Here is a 16911-nt window from a genome sequence, read left to right as displayed (position 1 = left end):
ACGCTAGGGTCGGCGCATCGACGACTGCGTCCAATTATCAGGGGGCTCTGGGCAAATGTCCGATACCAACCCGTGGGTGTCGCGCGCGCAAAATGTGCCGCCCCCCGCCGAGGCGACCGTAGCTGACCCCGCCCAGCCTGTGCTGACAGGCCCGTCTGTCCCACAACGTGGCGTCCCAGCGCCCGAACGCGCCGACCAGCTGCCGACCCGCCCTCAGCACTGGAACGCGACCCTGTGGTGGCTCGGTGTGCACGGGGGAGCGGGAGAGTCCACGCTCGCCGATCTCGTCCCCGGCTCGCGGGCCGCGGCGCACGCGTGGCCGCGGCTGCCGGACCACGCACCAGTTCGCGTCGTGCTCACGGCGCGCTCGAGCATGCGCGGCCTGCGCGCCGCGCAGGCCGCAGCCACCCAATGGGCGGCCGGCCTCGTCCCGCACGTCGAGGTACTGGGGCTGGTCATCCTCGCCGACGCACCAGGCCGGATGCCGCGGCCCCTGCGCGACTTTGCCCAGCTCGTCGCCGGCGGCGTCCCCCGCGCCTGGACTCTGCCGTGGATCGAGGGATGGCGCTTGGGGGAGCCGCCGGCACTGTCCGACTCCCCGCGCGAAGTCCGCCGACTCGTCGACGACCTCGACGCGCTCGTCCGACCTGGTGCCGCCGGCACCGTCAACCGAAAGGAAACCCGATGAGCACCTTGCACAGCGTCCTCACGGCGGCGAGCGACCTCGCCGCCGTGATCCCGGCGCAGCTTCCCGATCCCGCACCGACCCAGCCGCCGGGCACCGACGCGGTCTCTACCATCCTCGGCTGGGCGAAGTGGGTTGGCCTCGTCGTGTGCATCCTCGGCCTCATCGCGGCCGGCACCCTCATGGCGGTCCAGTCGCGTCGCGGCGAGGGCGGGGAGCACGTCGGCAAGATCGGCATGGCGCTCGGCGGCGTGATCGTCATCTCGGCTGCCGTCGCGCTCGTCGGCTTCATCTCCGGGGCCTGAGCGGAGTTTCGACATGGCAACCGACGACAACGAGCAGAACCCGTTCACCCGGCCCGGCTTCATCGCGGCCGCGGTGGTCGTCGCCCTCGTCGTGGTGCTCGGCATCGTGATCGCGATCGTCAACGCGACGCGCTCTGACGATCCCGCACCCGCACCGTCTTCCCCGTCGCCGACGATGAGCGCCGCCCCGACGTCCGAGCCTTCGGACGTCGCGGACGGTGCCAGCGTGTGCGGCCTCGAGGGGGTGGAACTGTCCGGCACGCTGTCAATCGCTCCGGAGGCCGAGTGGGCGTATCAGGGGACCACCGCTTACCCCACGTCGCCCGAGTACGGGCCCAGGGAGACCACAGCAGACGGGGTTCGGTTCTGCTTCCAGCACTCGCCCACCGGCGCGCTCTTCATGGCCGCGAACGCACTGGTCCAGGGCTCCGACCCGGCGGTGAGCGGGGCGTGGGTCGACTACAGCCTCGCCGACGGCCCGTACCGCGACGAGCTCATCGGTCAGGTGGGTGACACCTCAGGCTCTGAGGGCACCCGCATGAACCTGGCTGGCTTCCGAATGCTCGCCTACGACGGCGACACCGCCCGAGTCGACCTCGCTGTCCGGGCGTCGTCCGGTGGGCAGAACGTGACCCTCTCTGGGGTCTACGAGCTGGTCTGGCAGGACGGTGACTGGAAGATCAGCGCCGACGTCGCCCAGCCGCTCAACACCGCGACGGTTCCGGACCTCGCGGGCTACATCACCTGGGGGGAGTGACAGACGGTGGCGGAGTGCGGATTCATCGACTTCGGCTGCAAGGCCGAACAGCTCGCGACAAGCGCGATCGGTGACGCGATCGAGAACATGGCCAACGCAGTCCTCGAGGCGTTCGGCAAGGCGGTTGCCTCGCTAGGAACGATCTGGGTTCACATCGGCACTCCGAACCTCACCGGCTCCGGCGGGCAGTCTGCGATCAGTGCAGGCAGCTCGGCACCGAACTCGGGGAACATCTCCACGGTGATGGGGTACGTCACGTGGATCAGCCTCGTCGTCGCGATCCTCTCGCTCGTGATCCTGGGCGCACTCATCGCCACGCGCATGCGCGCCGGCGAAGGGATCGCGGCCGTGGGGAAGGTCGGCCTGGTCCTGGGCGCCGTGGTGCTGATCTCTGGTGCCAGCGCGCTCGTCACCGGGCTTCTGCCCACGGGGCCGCAGAACGCGGGCGGAGCAGTGCTCTTCCTCCAGTCGAGCCTCTGGTGGTACATGGGGGCGGCGGCGATCGTCTCAGTCATCATCGGAGGCGCGCGCATGGCGTGGGAGCAGCGTGCCGAGCCCGGGCGGGAGACGGTCAAGAGCCTGCTGACGCTCGTCGTGGTCGCCGGTGCCGGCGTCACGATCGTGGGGATCCTCGTCGCGGCCGCCGACTCGTTCTCGGTTTGGGTTCTGAACGGCTCGCTCCAGTGCGACGTCATGACTGCCGGGTCGGCATGCTTCGGGGAGAACATGCTGACCCTGCTCGCTCTGACAACGAACCCCGCAGCGGGTGGCTTGGGATCGCTGCTCATCATCATTCTCGGAATCATCGCGATCCTCGCTGCGGCGCTCCAGATCGTCCTCATGGTCGCCCGCGGCGGCATGCTCGTGATCCTGACCGGCATCCTGCCTCTCTCGGCGTCGTTCACGAGCACGGAGATGGGTAAGACCTGGTTCCGCAAGTGCATCGCCTGGCTGGTGGCCTTCATCCTCTACAAGCCCGCCGCGGCGATCATCTACGCCGCCGCGTTCCAGCTCGTCGGGACCGACGTCTTCTCTGACGACGGCTCGGGGCTGCTGGCCGTCCTGACCGGCCTGATGCTGATGGTGATCGCGCTGTTCGCGATGCCGGCGCTGATGCGCTTCGTCACACCGATGGTGGGTGCGATGGCGGCCGGCGCCGGTGGAGCCGCGCTGGCGGCCGGCGCCCTCGCGGCGCTGCCGAGTGGCGCTGCCGCGATCGGACGGCTCGCTTCGGGTGGGTCTAGCTCGTCGACGACGAGCAACGCGCAACCGGGTAGCAGCGGCCAGAGCGGGAGCCAGGGCCCCTCGGGTGGAGGCGGGGGCGGCAACACCGCTCCGACTGCGAGTGCGCCGCCGAACCCGCAACAGAGCGTGGCCGGAGCCGGGGCTGGTAGCGGCGCCGGAGCGGGCACCGCAGGCGCTGGTTCAGGCGCTGGTGCAGGCGCGGCGGCCGGTGGGGCCGCAGCGGCTGGAGGTGGGGCGGCCGCGGCTGGTGCGGCGGGCGGCCCGGTGGGTATGGCGGCTGGTGCGGCACTGGATGTCGCGTCGAAGGCAGGACAGGCCGCAGCAGGTGCAGCGAAGAGTCTTGGTGAGCAGTCGACGGGTGAGGGGGGCGGTCCTGATGGCAGCCGTTGAGGTGAACAGGGGTCCTCGGACCTACGGGAACTGGCGACGTCCGACGTCGCCAGGGATCCTCGGGCTCGGTTCCGTGAGTACGGGGATGCTCCTGGCAGGGCTCATCGCGGTGGTCATCACCGTGATGGTCGCCGGGCTGCTTGAGGCCGTGATCCTTGCCGCGGTGCTCGGGGGCGTCATGCTGGCCGTGTTGACGAAGGACGCGCACGGCAAGAACGTCATCAGCCGCGGCGGTGCGCGCGTCGCGTGGTGGTCCGCGCGCTCGCGTGGCACGCACGTGTACCGCTCGGGGCCGCTGGGTCGCGCGCTGTGGGGCACCTACCAGCTCCCGGGCCTCGCGGCACCAACCCGGCTGACCGAGCACACCGACTCCTACGGTCGGCCGTTCGCGCTGCTCTATACGCCGGCGACCGGGTCGTACTCCGTGGTGATCGGTACGGAGCCCGACGGCGCCGCTCTCGTCGACCAGGACCAGATCGACGTCTGGGTGGCCGACTGGGGTCACTGGCTGGCGAACCTCGGTGACGAGCCCGGCGTGGAGGCCGCGTCGGTCACGATCGAGACGGCACCCGACTCCGGGTCGCGTCTGCGTCGTGAGGTCGAGACGAACCTGGACGACGGCGCGCCCGAGTTCGCTCGGCAGATGCTCCTCGAGGTCGTCGACCGCTACCCGGCCGGGTCCTCGACGGTGAAGGCGTACGTCGCCATCACGTTCACCGCGGCGAACCGGGTCGGTGGCAAGAAGCGCAAGCCTGAGGAGATGGGCCGCGAGCTCGCCGCGCGCCTGCCCAGCCTCACGGCCGGCCTGCAGGCGACCGGCGCAGGTGCGGCGCACCCGCTGTCGGCGCAGGACGTGTGCGAGGCGATCCGCGTCGCCTACGACCCGGCCGCCGCGGTGCTCATCGACGAGGCGCACGCGGCGGGCGAGCCCGTCGAGCTGTCCTGGCCCGACGTCGGCCCCTCGGCCGCGGAAGCGTCCTGGGGCGGGTACCGCCACGACTCGGCGTACTCGTGCACGTGGGCAATGACGTCGGCGCCCCGCGGCAACGTCCAGTCGGGCGTCCTGGCCCGGCTCCTCGCCCCGCACCGCGAGATCGCGCGCAAGCGGGTGACCCTGCTGTACCGGCCGATCGACGCGGCGCGCGCCGCGGCGATCGTCGAGGCCGACCTGCGGGCCGCGGAGTTCCGGGTCACCTCGACCAGCAAGCCAGCCGCCCGCGAGACACTCGCTGTGCGCGCTGCGGCCGCGACGGCGCAGGAAGAGGCCAGCGGGGCGGGCCTGGTGCAGTTCGGGATGCTCGTCACCGCCACGGTGACCGACGCCCGCCGCGAGGCCGATGCCCGGGCCGCGATCGACAACCTCGCCGCGACGGCGCGCCTGCGGCTGCGGCCCGTGTACGGGTCGCAGGACTCCGCATTCGCCGCGGCCCTTCCGCTGGGCCTGGTGCTCCCGAAGCACATCAAGGTCCCGGCCGAGCTGAGGGAGAAGCTGTGAGCACCCGAACACGCGCGAAGAAGGCACGGGGGCAGCGCGAGCTGCGCCCCCAGCGCCCGCCGATGCGCGGGTGGCTAGGCCGCGGTCGCGGCCAGTCCAACTACATCCAGCAGGCCGACGAGTGGCGCGGCACCACCGTGCAGGTGTGCGGCATGTGGCCGTTCGCGATCGGCGCCGGCACCCCCATGGTGGGGGTGCCGTTCGGCCGGCACATCCTCACCGGCGCCACGCTGTGCTGCGACCCGATCAGCTGGTACCAGCGGGCGAACCTCATCGGGAACCCCTCGGTGTTCTTCCTCGGCCGTCCCGGTCTCGGCAAGACGTCCGCGGTCATGCGCATGGCCGTCGGCCTGTCCGGGCAGGGCGTGATCCCGCTGGTGCTGGGGGACACCCGCCCGGACTACGTCCGCATGGTCGAGAAGCTGGGCGGCCAGGTGATCCCGCTCGGACGCAACCGCGGGTCGCTGAACGTCCTGGACCCGGGCGAGGCTCCCGACGCCGCGCGCCGGTTGCGCGCGGCCGGGTACCACCAGGCGGCCGAGGAAGTCCTGGCCGATGCCCAGGGCCTGCGCCTGAACATGCTCGTCGCGCTCATCACGGTGCTGCGCAAGAGCGCCCCGACCTCGCGCGAGGAGACGATCCTCGCGCGCGGTATCGCCTGGCTCGACGAGCACCACGACGGCGTCCCCCTGATCCCGGACCTGCTGCGCGTGGTGCGCTCGGCGCCGCCCGAGCTGCGTGAGGCGGCCCTGGACCGCGGGACCGATCACCGCTACCAGGAGGTCACCGAGGAGCTGGAAGCCTCGCTCGTGGCGCTGAGCCCGGGCGGGAAGTTCGGGGACGTGTTCGCCAAGCCGACCACGCACCCCATGCGCCGTGACCGGGCCGTGGTCTACGACGTCTCGGCGATCCCTCAGTCCGACGGCGACCTGCGCGCGGTCGCGCTGCTCGCGTCCTGGTCCGCCGGCTTCGCCGTGGTGAACATCGCCCAGACCCTCGCCGACGTCGGCCTCGAAAAACCGCCGGCACTACTTCGTGATCCTCGACGAGCTCCACCAGGCCCTCAAGGCCGGCCCGGGCCTCGTCGACCGCGTCGACTACCTCACCCGCCTCAACCGCACCGTCGGGGTGGGCCTGGCGATGATCACGCACACGCTCAAGGACCTGCGCTCCCTCCCGCTCGAGGAGGACCGGCAGAAGGCCATGGGCTTCATCGAGCGGTCCGGCCTGGTCGTGTGCGGCGGCCTGCCCCTGAGCGAGATGCCGCTGCTGACGTCCGTCGTCGCACTCTCGCGCGGTGAGCAGGAACTGCTCGCCGGGTGGCAGGACCCGCCCGCGTGGGACCCAAAGGAAGGTCGCGAGACGCCGCCCCCTGGGCGCGGCAAGTTTCTCGTCAAGGTCGGTGGCCGCCCCGGCATCCCGATCGACCTCGTACTCACCGAGTCCGAGAAGTCGCTGCACATGAGCGCCGTGCGCTGGGCCGACCGGTCGCGTACGGGCCTGCTCGACGAGGGGGCGGCGTGATGAGCGTCCCGAACAACCGGCGCCGCGACCCCGGCGGCCTGTCCGGCGAGGTCGTGCTGCTCTGGGTCGGGATCGTCGTCGTCGTGCTCGGCGTCGGAGCGATCTACGCCGCGATGCACCTGGGCCACAAGCTCGCCGGCACCGGCGTCGTCGTGCCAGGCGACCCGTTCACCGTGACGTTCGGGCTGTTCGGCGGCGACCTCGCCTGGCCTGGCGCACCCGGCTGGTGGGTCCTGTCCGGCCTGGCGCTGATCGTCGTCGCGCTCGGCTCCCTGGTGGGCGTCGCCCTCGCGCGCAAGAGTGCACGCCGTACCCGCGTCGACCGCGCGGCCACCTACATGGGCCGTGGCCGCGACGTCGAAGGGCTCTCCCGCAAACACGTGAGCCGCACGGCGCAGCGCCTCGGGGTGCAGGCCGCACCCGGCCTGCCGATCGGGGTCACCGTGTCCACGGGGCAGCGCCTGCTCAGCTCGTGGGAAGACATGCGCATGACGATCGCCGGTCCCCGCACCGGCAAGACGACGTCGATGGTCGTCCCGGAGATCCTGGACGCACCAGGCTCAGTCCTGTCGACGTCGAACAAGCGCGACGTCGTCGACCAGACGCGCGGTCCGCGCGCTGGCATCGGGCCGGTGTGGGTGTTCGACCCGCAGGGGATCGCCGGCGAGGAACCCACCTGGTGGTGGAACCCGCTGAGCTACGTCACCGACGAGGTGCGCGCCGCCAAGCTGGCCGAGCACTTCGCGTCCGGCTCGCGCGACCCCGGCGCCCGCACAGATGCCTACTTCGACCCAGCCGGCCAGGACCTCCTCGCCGGTCTCCTGCTCGCCGCGGCGCTCGACGCCCGCCCGATCACCGACGTCTACACCTGGCTCACGCGCCCCACGACCCAGGCCCCGGTCACGATCCTCACCGAGCACGGCTACACGCTGACCGCCGACCAGGTCGCCGGCGTCATCGCCGCACCCGAGAAGCAGCGCGGCGGCGTGTACGGCACCGCGCAGCAGATGGCGTCGTGCCTCACCAACCGGCAGATCGCGGCCTGGATCACCCCTCAAGGCCCCGTCGACACCCGACCCCAGTTCAGCCCGGAGGAGTTCGTGCGCGCCGGGCTGCCGTCCGCGGCAGCGGGGCAGGAGCCGACCAAGCCCGGCACCCTGTACTCGCTGTCCAAGGAAGGACGCGGCACGGCCGGACCGCTCGTCACCGCCCTCACCGTCGCCGTCGTGGAGGCAGCCGAGGAGCTGGCCGCGCATTCCGCCGGCGGGCGGCTGGCGACCCCGCTCGTCGGCGTGCTCGACGAGGCCGCGAACGTGTGCCGCTGGCGCGAGCTGCCGAACCTCTACTCGCACTACGGCTCACGCGGGATCGTCCTGGACACCGTGCTGCAGAGCTGGTCCCAGGGCGTGGAGGTCTGGGGCGAGTCCGGCATGAAGAAGCTGTGGAGCGCGTCCAACGTCAAGGTCTACGGCGGGGGAGTGAGCGAGGCAAACTTCCTCGAGGACCTCTCCCGCATGATCGGGGACTACGACCGGCTCTCCTCCTCGACGTCGACCGGGCGCGGGCAGCGCACCGTCTCCCAGCAGCTGCACCGCGAACGCATCCTCGACGTGGCCGACCTCGCGGCACTGCCCAAGGGCCGCGCCGTCGTCCTGGCCTCCGGGGCCCGCCCGACCCTCATCCGCACCGTCCCATGGATGGCCGGGCCGCACCGCGAAGCCGTCGAGGCGTCCATCACCGCGAACGACCCGCAGGCAGGGCGCACCCTGCGCGAAGCCCACGACGAGATGGCGACCGTCGCGGCCGCTACTCCGCTCGAGGAGGCACCGTGAGCGACTGGGGCACCGACGACTACGAGCCGACGATCGAGGCCCAGCCCATCGACGTCAACGACGCGCCGGCTCTCACCGGCCCGGCGGACATCGAGCCCCCCGAGGTCGCCGAGGCACGGGCCACACTCGAGAACGCGCTGGCGGCGCACGCACGCGCGACGACCCAGCTCGACGACGCGCGCGACGCCCTCGCAGATGCCGAGGGCGTCCTGCGCGTCGCAGAGGCAAAGGGCACCGACTACGAGGACGACGAGACCAAGGCCACCTGGCAGCGCGTCGCCGCGGCCGAAGACGTCTTGAAGGCCCGCCGAGCTCTCGCCCGGCGTACCGCCACGGTCAGCACCCGGGAACGCGAGCTCGAAGACGCCGCCGCCGTGGTCCACCACGCCGACCAGGACCTCGCCGCCGCCATCGACCAGGCGCGACCCGTAGCCGTCGAGCAGGCGGGCGCCGACAGCACGCCGGCGCTCTACTACGGGTCGGTCGACGAGTTCGTGCGCGAGTACCTGCGCAACGTCTACCGGCGCCACATCGCCGGCCGCGGCGAGCACCGAGTCTGGGCCGCCGAGTGGTGGAAGTACGACGAAGCAGTGATCCGCCTCGAAGCGCTCTGGCGCGCCTGGGAGCACCTGCGCCAAGACCCCGCAACCGGCATGAGCGTGTGGTGGCGCGACCACGCCGACCACCACATGGCCGTCCTGCTCGACCCCCAGAACGGCCCGTTCGGCCCCGTCGACGGCGAGCACGACCGCAACACCCCCGGCGCGCCGCTGCCGTACGCCGCGCCCCCCGAAGGCATGTTTCCCGACGCGCGCGAGGAACCGAGATGAGGCAGCTGCAAGCGGTAACCTCCCCAAGATCGCACACTAGCCGGAGGCGGGAGGATTCGGGTGAATACCCCAAAGGGGCACACGGACCCAGATTGGCGAGAGCGCTATCGCCAGAAGCGACGGCGCCCGCGCAAAAAGCGTGAACCGAACGAAGAGGGCGTTAAACTCTCGGCAGAGATCGAAAGAGTTTTCGACCTGGTCCCAGAGATCGGCGAAGGACGTCGGTGGTACGACCTGCCATACCGCATGCTCTCTTGGTTGTCTAGCGGATGGCGAAGGCGCTTCCTACCAGAGCGCGCAAGGAGAGCCGTAAACAACGGCATTAACAACCTATTTCAATATAACGAACACGACCGCGATAAAGCATGGTCGCTCGATGACTGGATGCACAACATTTGTGTCCCCGACGACGAGCATGTTACTGTCGCAGGACTTTGGGTGGTTGAGCTATTCCCGCCGTCGCAACTGCCAGCGTTCGAGAGATCTCTCAACAAGAACGGCTGGAAGCACTCACGGTGGGGAAGCCTCGAAAGGGAAGACAACCCGACCATTCTCCAGCAAGCCCGCTCGGGCAAAGGCATGCACTGGTGGCGACTCGTTGACGTGGCGCAAAAAGACTCCAAGTTGTGGAATCCGGACGCGATTCGCTCCGAACTTCCGTCCGAATTCGAGTGGATAGAACTGCGGGCGGTCCAGATTGGCGCGGGACTCACCGCGATCGTGGCACATTTCACGCTAACCGAGTCCGCGGCATCGTCGCTGGATCGCGAGTGGCACCGACCACACGAGCCAATCATGGTGCGGGAGGGCCACCACAATATACGCCGACGGAGCCTAGACAGACAGTGGGCGGCGTTTCACGAGACCCAGGCGGTCCGGCGCAGCCTTCACGATGCCGCGCGGGATTGGATGGCCGAGCAAGTCCCAGGCTATTTTGCGGCGAACGACTCTCCTCAGCTTCTCTTGGATCTGATGCTGCTTGAGCAGCATGACCCAGCCACGGAGAGCTACGTGGAACCAGAACTCGACGACGCCCGGAAACTCAGCGACGCGCTCAGAGCCATCGGGTTGCCCGACCATGAGGCGCACCAGATCGTCTCGCCGTCACTGGAGAAACTTGTTCTCACAGAAAACGACCCTCGCATGCATCCGACGCTCGGCGATGGCCCACTCTGGACCCTTTGGGGAAACCGTGGCGCGATCACTGAAGCCTGGAAAAGAAGCCGGCATTCAAGGCTAATGGGTGACAATATCGATAGGGCCGTAGCCCATCGGGTGGAGTCGGCGTACTTCCTGATGATTATGCTCGCGGTCTCAGAATTCCTCGAAATAAGCGCGCAGCGCTACGCCGAGATTCGTGATCGCGCTACGACTCGACACGGGCAATTCAAGGCAGGGGCGCTGCGCGATCTCCGGCAGAACTTCCTCACGCTTAGTCTGGATCTGGCAACGGTCAGTCGCGAAGCGGCAGTGTTTTGGGGAGAGGATCGAAAGTGGATGTGGGACGGGGCTCACAAATTTGTTTACGAGCTCACCCCCAGCGCACGCGCGAATCATCCAAACCTTGAGGACGCAGGGGGGAAGCCGCGCAGCTTTATTGAGCGCGTGCGCAAACTGCAAGATCAGCGGCTCGAAGCGTTGGTCACCGCGGATCGCGAGTACCGCGACATTCTCTCATCCGTTGCATCGCTTGGCGCGTCTGCAGATGCATTTAAGATTGGCCGGTGGGCACTCTGGGTCGCCCTTGCGTCCTTGGCGGTGGCGATAGCTACGATCGTCCTCGCAGACGTCGGCTGCAACAGTGTCATTCACCAGATTGTCGGTTGGCCGTCTCCGGAAAGTTGCCAAGTTTCGCCATCACCGGATGACTGAACCCATCAGTTGCCGTGTTTCGTAGGGTCGTTCACTCGAGGCATTGCTCCGGCTCCAATGAGCAACATGCCGTCTCGCTTCTTGGGGGAGCTTGCTGAATGCTGCGACTCAACGTCCAAGTCCCGTGCGCTGAGCCTGAGCCCCTCGGCCCCGGGTCTTTCGGGCCTTCGGGCTGCGGCCCGCGGTCTTGGCCGCAACGGCCTCAGTGGCAGGCCGGGCCTGGCTGACGTCGGCGCGCATCCGGGTCTCGACGACGTCGCCGTCGATACCTTTGGCGTGCAGCTCGCTCGCCGTGGTCTCGCGGCGTTCGGCGCTGTCGTACGTGGCACGACCGTCCTCGCGGGCACGGTCCCCGAGCGCGTCACGCTGGGCTGCCTCGGCTGCCGCCCGCGCGCGCTCGTCGGGGTCCGGTTCGTGCTCGGCGGCGCTGCGCGCCTCGTCCGCCAGCCGGTCCTCGCGGTCGGCCTGCTGCATGAGTCGCTGGGCCTCGGCGTGCTCCGCGGCGGCGCGGTGGCGCTCCTTCTCGGCGGCCGCGACGGCCACGAGCTCGGCCTGGCTCATCAGGTGCGGGAACTTCGACGCGATCGCGAGATCGACGTCGGGGTCCTTGCCCTTCCAGGCCTGCACATCGCGCAGCCCGCCGCGACCAATCGGTCCCAGTTCGGCGTCCGCCGGCAGGCGATCGATCATCGCCAGAGCGTCGTCCTTCGTGAGCTCGCGGACCGGCTGCGAGCCGTCGAGCTCGTCGCGGGCCTCGAACCGCGGGCCGGGCGTGCGCGCGTCACGCTCGGCCTGCGCACGGGCGGCGAGCCCGTCCGGGTCCAGTCCGTACCGGGTGCGCATCTCGGTGCGCATGTGCTCCTCGGCGCGCACCGCGTCGGGGTCCTCGCGGGCCCACGTGCGAGCGACCTGGTACGTCTGGGCGACCTGCTCGGCAGACGCCCGGTCCCACCAGTCCGAGCGGTACACGTTGCCGAGCTCGACGCGGGCGGCACGCCGCTCGGCCTCGAACCGGGACTGCATCTCGCGGGCCTGCTGCTCGCTACGTGCCTGGGCGCGTCGCAGCGCCTGCTCGCGCATCCGCGCGAGGCGTTCACCGACCTGCCCAGCGGCGGTGACCAGCACGCGTAGCTGGCCCTCGAACGCCTCCTCGATGCCGTCGCTCTCCTCAGCCATGACCTGCCCCCTCCTATCGCTCCGGGCCGCGCTCTGCGCCCGGCTGGACCGCGTGCCGTCGCCGTGCCGCCTCAAGGTCTGCCGGCAGCGGCGACGCCGTCGTACTCGCGTCGGTGTGTCCCGCGTTGAGCCTGTCGAGCACGGCCTGTGCCTGCGGGTCGAGCACCGTCGTCGTCGGCGCCGGCGCGGTGACCGTCGCCGTGCCGCCGCCGCTCTGCGTGAGACTCGGCAGAGCCTCGCGCACGCGCACGAGCCGTGCCCGGGTGTCCTCGGCGAGCAGGCGCGCATGACGCTCCTGCTGGGCCGCGACGGCCGCCCCGTGCACTGCCTGGGTGAGCCGGAGCAGCTGACGGATCATCGCGGCCTGCGCGACGGTCCCGTGCCCGCCGCGGGCCGCACTCGCCAGGAGCATCGCCGCCCCCGAGATGGCGATCGTCCCAGCCTTGTCCGGGCGCACGGTGCGTCGGTGCGTCTGGGCCGATCGGGAGAGCGCGTCGGCGGCCGCGGCGAGGTCGCCGGGCGTCTCCTCGGTCGCATTCGACCATGCGGCGAAGGCACCCGCGGTCTGGCGTGCGACGGTCGCCCACGTGTCCCGGTCCTCGACCGGGACCGACCGCAACCGGTCCACGAGTGCGCGCAGCTCGTCGTGCTGCTTGGCCCACATCTCGGGGTCCGGCTCGGTCGTCTCGCGACCCGCGGACACGACCCGTCGGCCGCGCTTGGCAGCGTTCCACTCGGCCGCCGCGTCGCTCGCGCCGGTCGGTGTGTCCGGCCACCCGTCGCGCAGACGGGGCAGGGACAGGTCGCGCGCGAGGTGGCCACCGCCGTACCAGATCGGTCGCTCGCCAGCCTGTGGCCGCTCGGCCACCGAGTAGCCCGTGACGACGTCCGTGCGTCCGTCCGCGAACCGGGCCCGGACCAGCAGTCCGGCCCGGCGCATGCGCCGCACGAACTCGGCCTCGTCCTGGCTCGCGCTCGCGCACCCACGCACCTTGAGGGCGAGCAGGTACCGGGGCTGATCGGTGCGCAGCTCGGCCGCGACGCGCGCCTGTCGGTCCGCCCCCGGCAGCGCTGACCAGGCCGGTACGCGCCCGCCCTCGAGGCGGCTCGCGCGCTCGTACTTGGCCTGCGCCCGTGCACGCGCCTGAGCCTCGCGCTCGGCCGGGTCGTAGCCGCGCGTCGAGCGCTCCGCCCGTACCGACTCCAGCTGCTCCAGGCCGTGCTTCACCTCAAGCGCGCGCACCGCAGTCTGGGCGCGCCGGAAGTCGTTGTGCACCGACGCCTTCGTGCCGTCCTCGCGCACCAGGTTCACGGCAAGGTGGATGTGGTCGTTGCCGTTCGTCGAGACACCGTGACGCACGGCGACCCACCGACACGGCGCCTTCGTGCCCTCGTTGTCGTCGAACCCCATCGCGCGCACGAAGTCGTTCGCGATCGCGTTCCACTGCTCGTCGGTCAGCGTCCCCTCATCGGCTCGCAGCGACAGGGAGCAGTGCCACACGTGACCGCCGGTCACGTGCACGTCGTAGGCCGTGCGCGGCTGGTCCAGATGGTGCGCGATCCGCAGAGCCGCGTCGCGCCCGAGCTCGTCGTCGTTGTGCCACGCCATCAGCGCCGCGTCACCCGCGACCAGGTGCGGCTCGGTGTGCTCGTTGGCACGGCCCGGCCCGACGAGGTAGGACATCAGTCCGGCCATGCGGTCGCCCCGGACGACGTTGGGCATCACGGCCGGCTCAGCCCGTCGATCGTCGCGTCGATCCGCTCGGCGAGACGGCGCACCGCCCGCAGCGTCTCGACCATCTCGTCCTGCACCTCGCCAGTCGCGTTGGTCGCCTTCGCCATCTGGTTGACGTTGTTCGACACCGCGGCCAACAGGCGGTGCAGACCGAAGAGCTGAGCCATCGCGTTGCGACGCTCGGTCGGCGTCTCCGACGTGCCAGACGCCAACGCCGACTCCACGAGTAGACGCGGCACGGTCACGCGTTGCTCGTGCGCGAGGCGAAGCAGCATGCCCTCTTCCTCAGGCGTGACCTTCACCTCGTGGCGGTGCTGTCGGCCGCCCTCGACGTTCGCGCGTCGCCGTCGGGTGAGCTGCCGCGACCGAGGAGCCTCGTCGCTCATGCGTTCCACCCGCCTTTCAGCCCAGCGCAGCGACCCCGCCCCGTGCGGGGACCACACGTCCAGTGTGCCAGGGGCCGGCGGAGCCGTCCACTGATCGAGCCACTTAGCCGTGCTAAGTGTATAGCTTGCTCCGTCCGGGACGCCTTGGTCGTTCGTCGCGCCCTGCGCGTTGCCCGTGCTCGCAGCGAGCCGCGAGGGGCGCCGTGACCGGCGCGTTGGGGTTCCGCGTTGAGCACAGCTCTCGTACGCTCAGACCATGGCAAAGACACTGAGCGTGGATGAGGCACTGGAGCGCGCGCAGCGCGCACAGGAAGCACGAATGGGGGCCATTCGCGCCGTCGCGGAAGCACGGCAAAGCGTCACAGACGTCCGCGAGGAGACCGACCGGGAGCTCGCGGAGTTCCAGCGTCGGATCACCGAGCGGATCGCGTCCGCCGAGCGCGAAGACGTGCGCGCGTTCAACGCCGCGCTGAGCGCCGGCTGGACCGTCGACGAGCTGCGCAAGATCGGCTTCGCCGAGCCGGACAAGAAGATCCGCACCCGACGTCGCGCCGCCAAGCGCGACGTCCCGGTGCAGGACGCGACGAGCAACGACTGACCCTCGCCGTGATGGCCGCGCGGAGCGACGGCGAGTACACGACGCCGACCGAGTTGGCACGGGAGATCGGTGTCTCTCGTGCTGCCGTGTACGCATGGCTCCGCGCGGCCTTCCCACCGCCCGCGGACGGCCGATGGCGACTGGACGCGGGCGCAGCACAACGCGTCCGCGAGCGGTTCGCGGACACAGGCCGCGCACGCACCGAGCACGGTCGGCCGTGCTCGGTTGACGGGTGCGGCCGGACGGCGAAGGCCCGACGCCTCTGCAAGATGCACTACGACCGGTGGTACCGGTCGGGGACTCCCGCCGGGGTCGGTCCCGGCGGCTGGCAGGCAGCCAGAACCCACTGCCCGCGGGGACACGAGTACACCCCCGAGAACACGATCGTGTACCCATCCGATGGACGTCGTCGCTGCCGCACCTGCCGCAAGGGCGAGTGACAGCAGGGCCTCCACGTTCGACCCGGGCGCCGAGGTGCTGTGGTCGCGGGGCACCCGCGGGAGGGGCACGCTGTGCGCATGTGTGGTCGATACGCCAGCGCCCGCCGCGACGACGAACTTGCGCGCCGCTTCGGCGTCTCCGAGCTCGTGGGCGACGAACTCGGGCCCTCGTGGAACGTCGCTCCGACGCAGGACGTTCGGGCCGTGCTCGAGCGCGTCGAGAGTGAGCACCCGGTGCGCCAGCTGCGCACGCTGCGCTGGGGCCTGGTGCCGTCGTGGGCGAAGGACGCGAAGATCCGTTCGCGCATGATCAACGCCCGCGTCGAGACGATCACCGACAAGCCGGCCTTTCGCCGGGCGGCCACGAAGCGGCGGCTCATCGTGCCGATGGACGGGTACTACGAGTGGCAGGCACCCGAGTCCGGCAAGGGCCGCAAGACGCCCTACTACCTGACCGACCCCGACGGCGCGCCGCTGGCGGCCGCTGGCTTGTACGAGCTGTGGCGCGACCCCACGAAGGGCGACGACGACCCCGACCGGTGGTTGTGGTCCCTGACCGTCATCACGACGAACGCGACCGACACCCTCGGGCACATCCACGACCGGTCTCCGCTGCTGCTGCCCGACGACTTGTGGGACCGCTGGCTCGACCCCGACCTCACAGACGCCGGCGACGTCGACGCGCTGCTGCGACGCGTCCCCGAACCGCACCTCCACCCTGTCGAGGTCTCCCCGGCCGTGGGGAACGTGCGCAACGACTCGCCCGCGCTCGTCGAGCCCGTCGCCTGACGTCAGCGGCGAACGTGCGAGAACCACAGGGTCGTTCCACGGTGGTCTCTAACACCACCGGAAGGAGCACCCCGTGGCCGTGACGATCGAGGTCTACCACAAGGACGAGCAGTGGCACGTGCGCCGCCAGGGCGAGCGGGAACCGCTGTCGAACCACGCGAAGAAGGACGACGCGGTCGCCGCCGGACGCGCGGCCGCCGAGCGTGACAGCGCCGAGCTCGTGATCAAGAACCTCGACGGGACGATCGCGCAGAAGGACTCCCACGGGCACGACCCGCGCAACGTCCCAGGCTGAGCCATGGCCGGCGCGAGGGCGATGCCGTACGACGTCGCCCTCGCGCGCGCCGTCGAGCAGATCCCCGCGCCGAGCGCGCTCGAGGGCGGGTGCCGGTACGAACCCAAGTGGGACGGCTGGCTTCACTGAACATGGCGTGTCCGGCGGTCGTGCGGCGTTGGAGCGAGGGAGGGTGGACCGTAGGAGCGGGGCGAGCGCGTCTCGGTTGTTCGCCTGATCGACGGTGACCGGGGGTAGTAGATGCGGATGTCCGAGGAAGCTCGGGCGCTGGTCGTGGTCGGTACTGAGATCGCTCGGTTCCGTGGTGCTCCGCAAGTGACGACGCTCGATATCGCGCTCGCGTTCGCGCTGGTTCAGGCCCGGCCGCACGGTGAACTCTTCGCTGACGCGCGTTCGAGTCCTTCGCCGCAGATGCTCGAGTTTGCCCCGGCGCTCGCCGAGCTTCTCTCCGGCACCGACGAGGTCGGGGTGGAGGACCTTCGACGCGTCACCGAGCAGGCGCGGCAGGCGGTACGTCGAGCCGTCGACGTCGAGGACACCTGAGCGCTGCCCGAGCG

18 protein-coding genes are annotated in these 16911 nt (G+C 70.4%); 15 read left to right on the top strand and 3 right to left on the bottom strand.

The window, feature by feature from the left end; genetic code table 11:
* Positions 1–55: 55 nt before the first annotated feature.
* The 10 genes from ACWPWV_RS19600 to ACWPWV_RS19555 are packed head-to-tail and all read left to right on the top strand — an operon-like array spanning position 56 to position 10935.
* Positions 56–688 carry a DUF6668 family protein gene (locus ACWPWV_RS19600; protein WP_454044649.1) on the top strand — a complete coding sequence of 211 codons (633 nt, stop codon included), beginning with the start codon at positions 56–58 and terminating at the stop codon, positions 686–688.
* Positions 685–990 (top strand): hypothetical protein, encoded by a 306-nt coding sequence (locus ACWPWV_RS19595; protein WP_454044648.1) that lies wholly within the window; start codon positions 685–687, stop codon positions 988–990. Before ACWPWV_RS19600 ends, ACWPWV_RS19595 begins: the two co-directional genes overlap by 4 nt.
* 13 nt (positions 991–1003) lie before the next feature.
* Positions 1004–1747, top strand: a complete 744-nt coding sequence (locus ACWPWV_RS19590) for a hypothetical protein (RefSeq protein ID WP_454044647.1) — start codon at positions 1004–1006, stop codon at positions 1745–1747.
* A 6-nt stretch (positions 1748–1753) separates the two neighbouring features.
* Positions 1754–3382 carry a hypothetical protein gene (locus ACWPWV_RS19585; RefSeq protein WP_454044646.1) on the top strand — a complete coding sequence of 543 codons (1629 nt, stop codon included), beginning with the start codon at positions 1754–1756 and terminating at the stop codon, positions 3380–3382.
* Positions 3369–4877 carry an SCO6880 family protein gene (locus ACWPWV_RS19580; protein WP_454044645.1) on the top strand — a complete coding sequence of 503 codons (1509 nt, stop codon included), beginning with the start codon at positions 3369–3371 and terminating at the stop codon, positions 4875–4877. The genes ACWPWV_RS19585 and ACWPWV_RS19580 overlap by 14 nt, the downstream gene beginning before the upstream one ends.
* A complete protein-coding gene (locus ACWPWV_RS19575) occupies positions 4874–6178 on the top strand; it encodes a hypothetical protein (protein WP_454044644.1) in 1305 nt (434 codons plus the stop codon). The genes ACWPWV_RS19580 and ACWPWV_RS19575 overlap by 4 nt, the downstream gene beginning before the upstream one ends.
* Positions 6138–6401: a hypothetical protein gene (locus ACWPWV_RS19570; protein WP_454044643.1), complete on the top strand. Its 264-nt coding sequence runs from the start codon at positions 6138–6140 to the stop codon at positions 6399–6401. Before ACWPWV_RS19575 ends, ACWPWV_RS19570 begins: the two co-directional genes overlap by 41 nt.
* Positions 6401–8233: a TraM recognition domain-containing protein gene (locus ACWPWV_RS19565; RefSeq protein ID WP_454044642.1), complete on the top strand. Its 1833-nt coding sequence runs from the start codon at positions 6401–6403 to the stop codon at positions 8231–8233. Before ACWPWV_RS19570 ends, ACWPWV_RS19565 begins: the two co-directional genes overlap by 1 nt.
* Positions 8230–9063 carry a DUF4913 domain-containing protein gene (locus ACWPWV_RS19560; protein WP_454044641.1) on the top strand — a complete coding sequence of 278 codons (834 nt, stop codon included), beginning with the start codon at positions 8230–8232 and terminating at the stop codon, positions 9061–9063. The genes ACWPWV_RS19565 and ACWPWV_RS19560 overlap by 4 nt, the downstream gene beginning before the upstream one ends.
* 60 nt (positions 9064–9123) lie before the next feature.
* Positions 9124–10935 carry a hypothetical protein gene (locus tag ACWPWV_RS19555; protein ID WP_454044640.1) on the top strand — a complete coding sequence of 604 codons (1812 nt, stop codon included), beginning with the start codon at positions 9124–9126 and terminating at the stop codon, positions 10933–10935.
* Positions 10936–11043: 108 nt separating this feature from the next.
* Here the strand turns inward: ACWPWV_RS19555 and ACWPWV_RS19550 are convergent, their stop codons facing one another.
* From ACWPWV_RS19550 to ACWPWV_RS19540, 3 genes are read right to left on the bottom strand one after another with little or no spacing between them, the layout of a single operon-like run.
* On the bottom strand, positions 11044–12111 hold the full coding sequence (locus ACWPWV_RS19550; protein ID WP_454044639.1) for a hypothetical protein: 1068 nt from the start codon (positions 12109–12111) through the stop codon (positions 11044–11046).
* Positions 12112–12124: 13 nt separating this feature from the next.
* Complete coding sequence (locus ACWPWV_RS19545) at positions 12125–13837, bottom strand: relaxase/mobilization nuclease domain-containing protein (RefSeq protein WP_454044638.1); 1713 nt, start codon at positions 13835–13837, stop codon at positions 12125–12127.
* Positions 13834–14232 (bottom strand): MobC family plasmid mobilization relaxosome protein, encoded by a 399-nt coding sequence (locus ACWPWV_RS19540; protein ID WP_454044637.1) that lies wholly within the window; start codon positions 14230–14232, stop codon positions 13834–13836. The genes ACWPWV_RS19545 and ACWPWV_RS19540 overlap by 4 nt, the downstream gene beginning before the upstream one ends.
* Positions 14233–14488: 256 nt before the next feature.
* On the opposite strand from ACWPWV_RS19540, the gene ACWPWV_RS19535 reads away from it, so the two are divergent.
* The 5 genes from ACWPWV_RS19535 (at position 14489) to ACWPWV_RS19515 (ending at position 16897) form a co-directional block, all read left to right on the top strand.
* Positions 14489–14830, top strand: coding sequence for a hypothetical protein (locus ACWPWV_RS19535; protein WP_454044636.1), 342 nt, complete (start codon positions 14489–14491; stop codon positions 14828–14830).
* A gap of 518 nt (positions 14831–15348) precedes the next feature.
* Positions 15349–16059 carry an SOS response-associated peptidase gene (locus ACWPWV_RS19530; protein WP_454044635.1) on the top strand — a complete coding sequence of 237 codons (711 nt, stop codon included), beginning with the start codon at positions 15349–15351 and terminating at the stop codon, positions 16057–16059.
* 73 nt (positions 16060–16132) lie between these two features.
* Positions 16133–16354: a DUF2188 domain-containing protein gene (locus ACWPWV_RS19525; protein ID WP_454044634.1), complete on the top strand. Its 222-nt coding sequence runs from the start codon at positions 16133–16135 to the stop codon at positions 16352–16354.
* 3 nt (positions 16355–16357) lie between these two features.
* Complete coding sequence (locus ACWPWV_RS19520) at positions 16358–16483, top strand: hypothetical protein (protein ID WP_454044633.1); 126 nt, start codon at positions 16358–16360, stop codon at positions 16481–16483.
* 186 nt (positions 16484–16669) lie between these two features.
* Complete coding sequence (locus tag ACWPWV_RS19515; protein WP_454044632.1) at positions 16670–16897, top strand: hypothetical protein; 228 nt, start codon at positions 16670–16672, stop codon at positions 16895–16897.
* Positions 16898–16911 lie beyond the last annotated feature (14 nt).

The organism is Cellulosimicrobium sp. Marseille-Q8652, assembly GCF_965112045.1.
This window is presented reverse-complemented; position numbering and strand designations above follow the sequence as displayed.

Bases quoted from the DNA above. Each gene is read 5' to 3' on its own strand.
- ACWPWV_RS19600 (WP_454044649.1), top strand. From the start codon at position 56: ATGTCCGATACCAACCCGTGGGTGTCGCGCGCGCAAAATGTGCCGCCC.
- ACWPWV_RS19595 (WP_454044648.1), top strand. From the start codon at position 685: ATGAGCACCTTGCACAGCGTCCTCACGGCGGCGAGCGACCTCGCCGCC.
- ACWPWV_RS19590 (WP_454044647.1), top strand. From the start codon at position 1,004: ATGGCAACCGACGACAACGAGCAGAACCCGTTCACCCGGCCCGGCTTC.
- ACWPWV_RS19580 (WP_454044645.1), top strand. From the start codon at position 3,369: ATGGCAGCCGTTGAGGTGAACAGGGGTCCTCGGACCTACGGGAACTGG.
- ACWPWV_RS19570 (WP_454044643.1), top strand. From the start codon at position 6,138: ATGCCGCTGCTGACGTCCGTCGTCGCACTCTCGCGCGGTGAGCAGGAA.
- ACWPWV_RS19565 (WP_454044642.1), top strand. From the start codon at position 6,401: ATGAGCGTCCCGAACAACCGGCGCCGCGACCCCGGCGGCCTGTCCGGC.
- ACWPWV_RS19550 (WP_454044639.1), bottom strand. From the start codon at position 12,111: ATGGCTGAGGAGAGCGACGGCATCGAGGAGGCGTTCGAGGGCCAGCTA.
- ACWPWV_RS19540 (WP_454044637.1), bottom strand. From the start codon at position 14,232: ATGAGCGACGAGGCTCCTCGGTCGCGGCAGCTCACCCGACGGCGACGC.
- ACWPWV_RS19535 (WP_454044636.1), top strand. From the start codon at position 14,489: ATGGCAAAGACACTGAGCGTGGATGAGGCACTGGAGCGCGCGCAGCGC.
- ACWPWV_RS19530 (WP_454044635.1), top strand. From the start codon at position 15,349: ATGTGTGGTCGATACGCCAGCGCCCGCCGCGACGACGAACTTGCGCGC.
- ACWPWV_RS19520 (WP_454044633.1), top strand. From the start codon at position 16,358: ATGGCCGGCGCGAGGGCGATGCCGTACGACGTCGCCCTCGCGCGCGCC.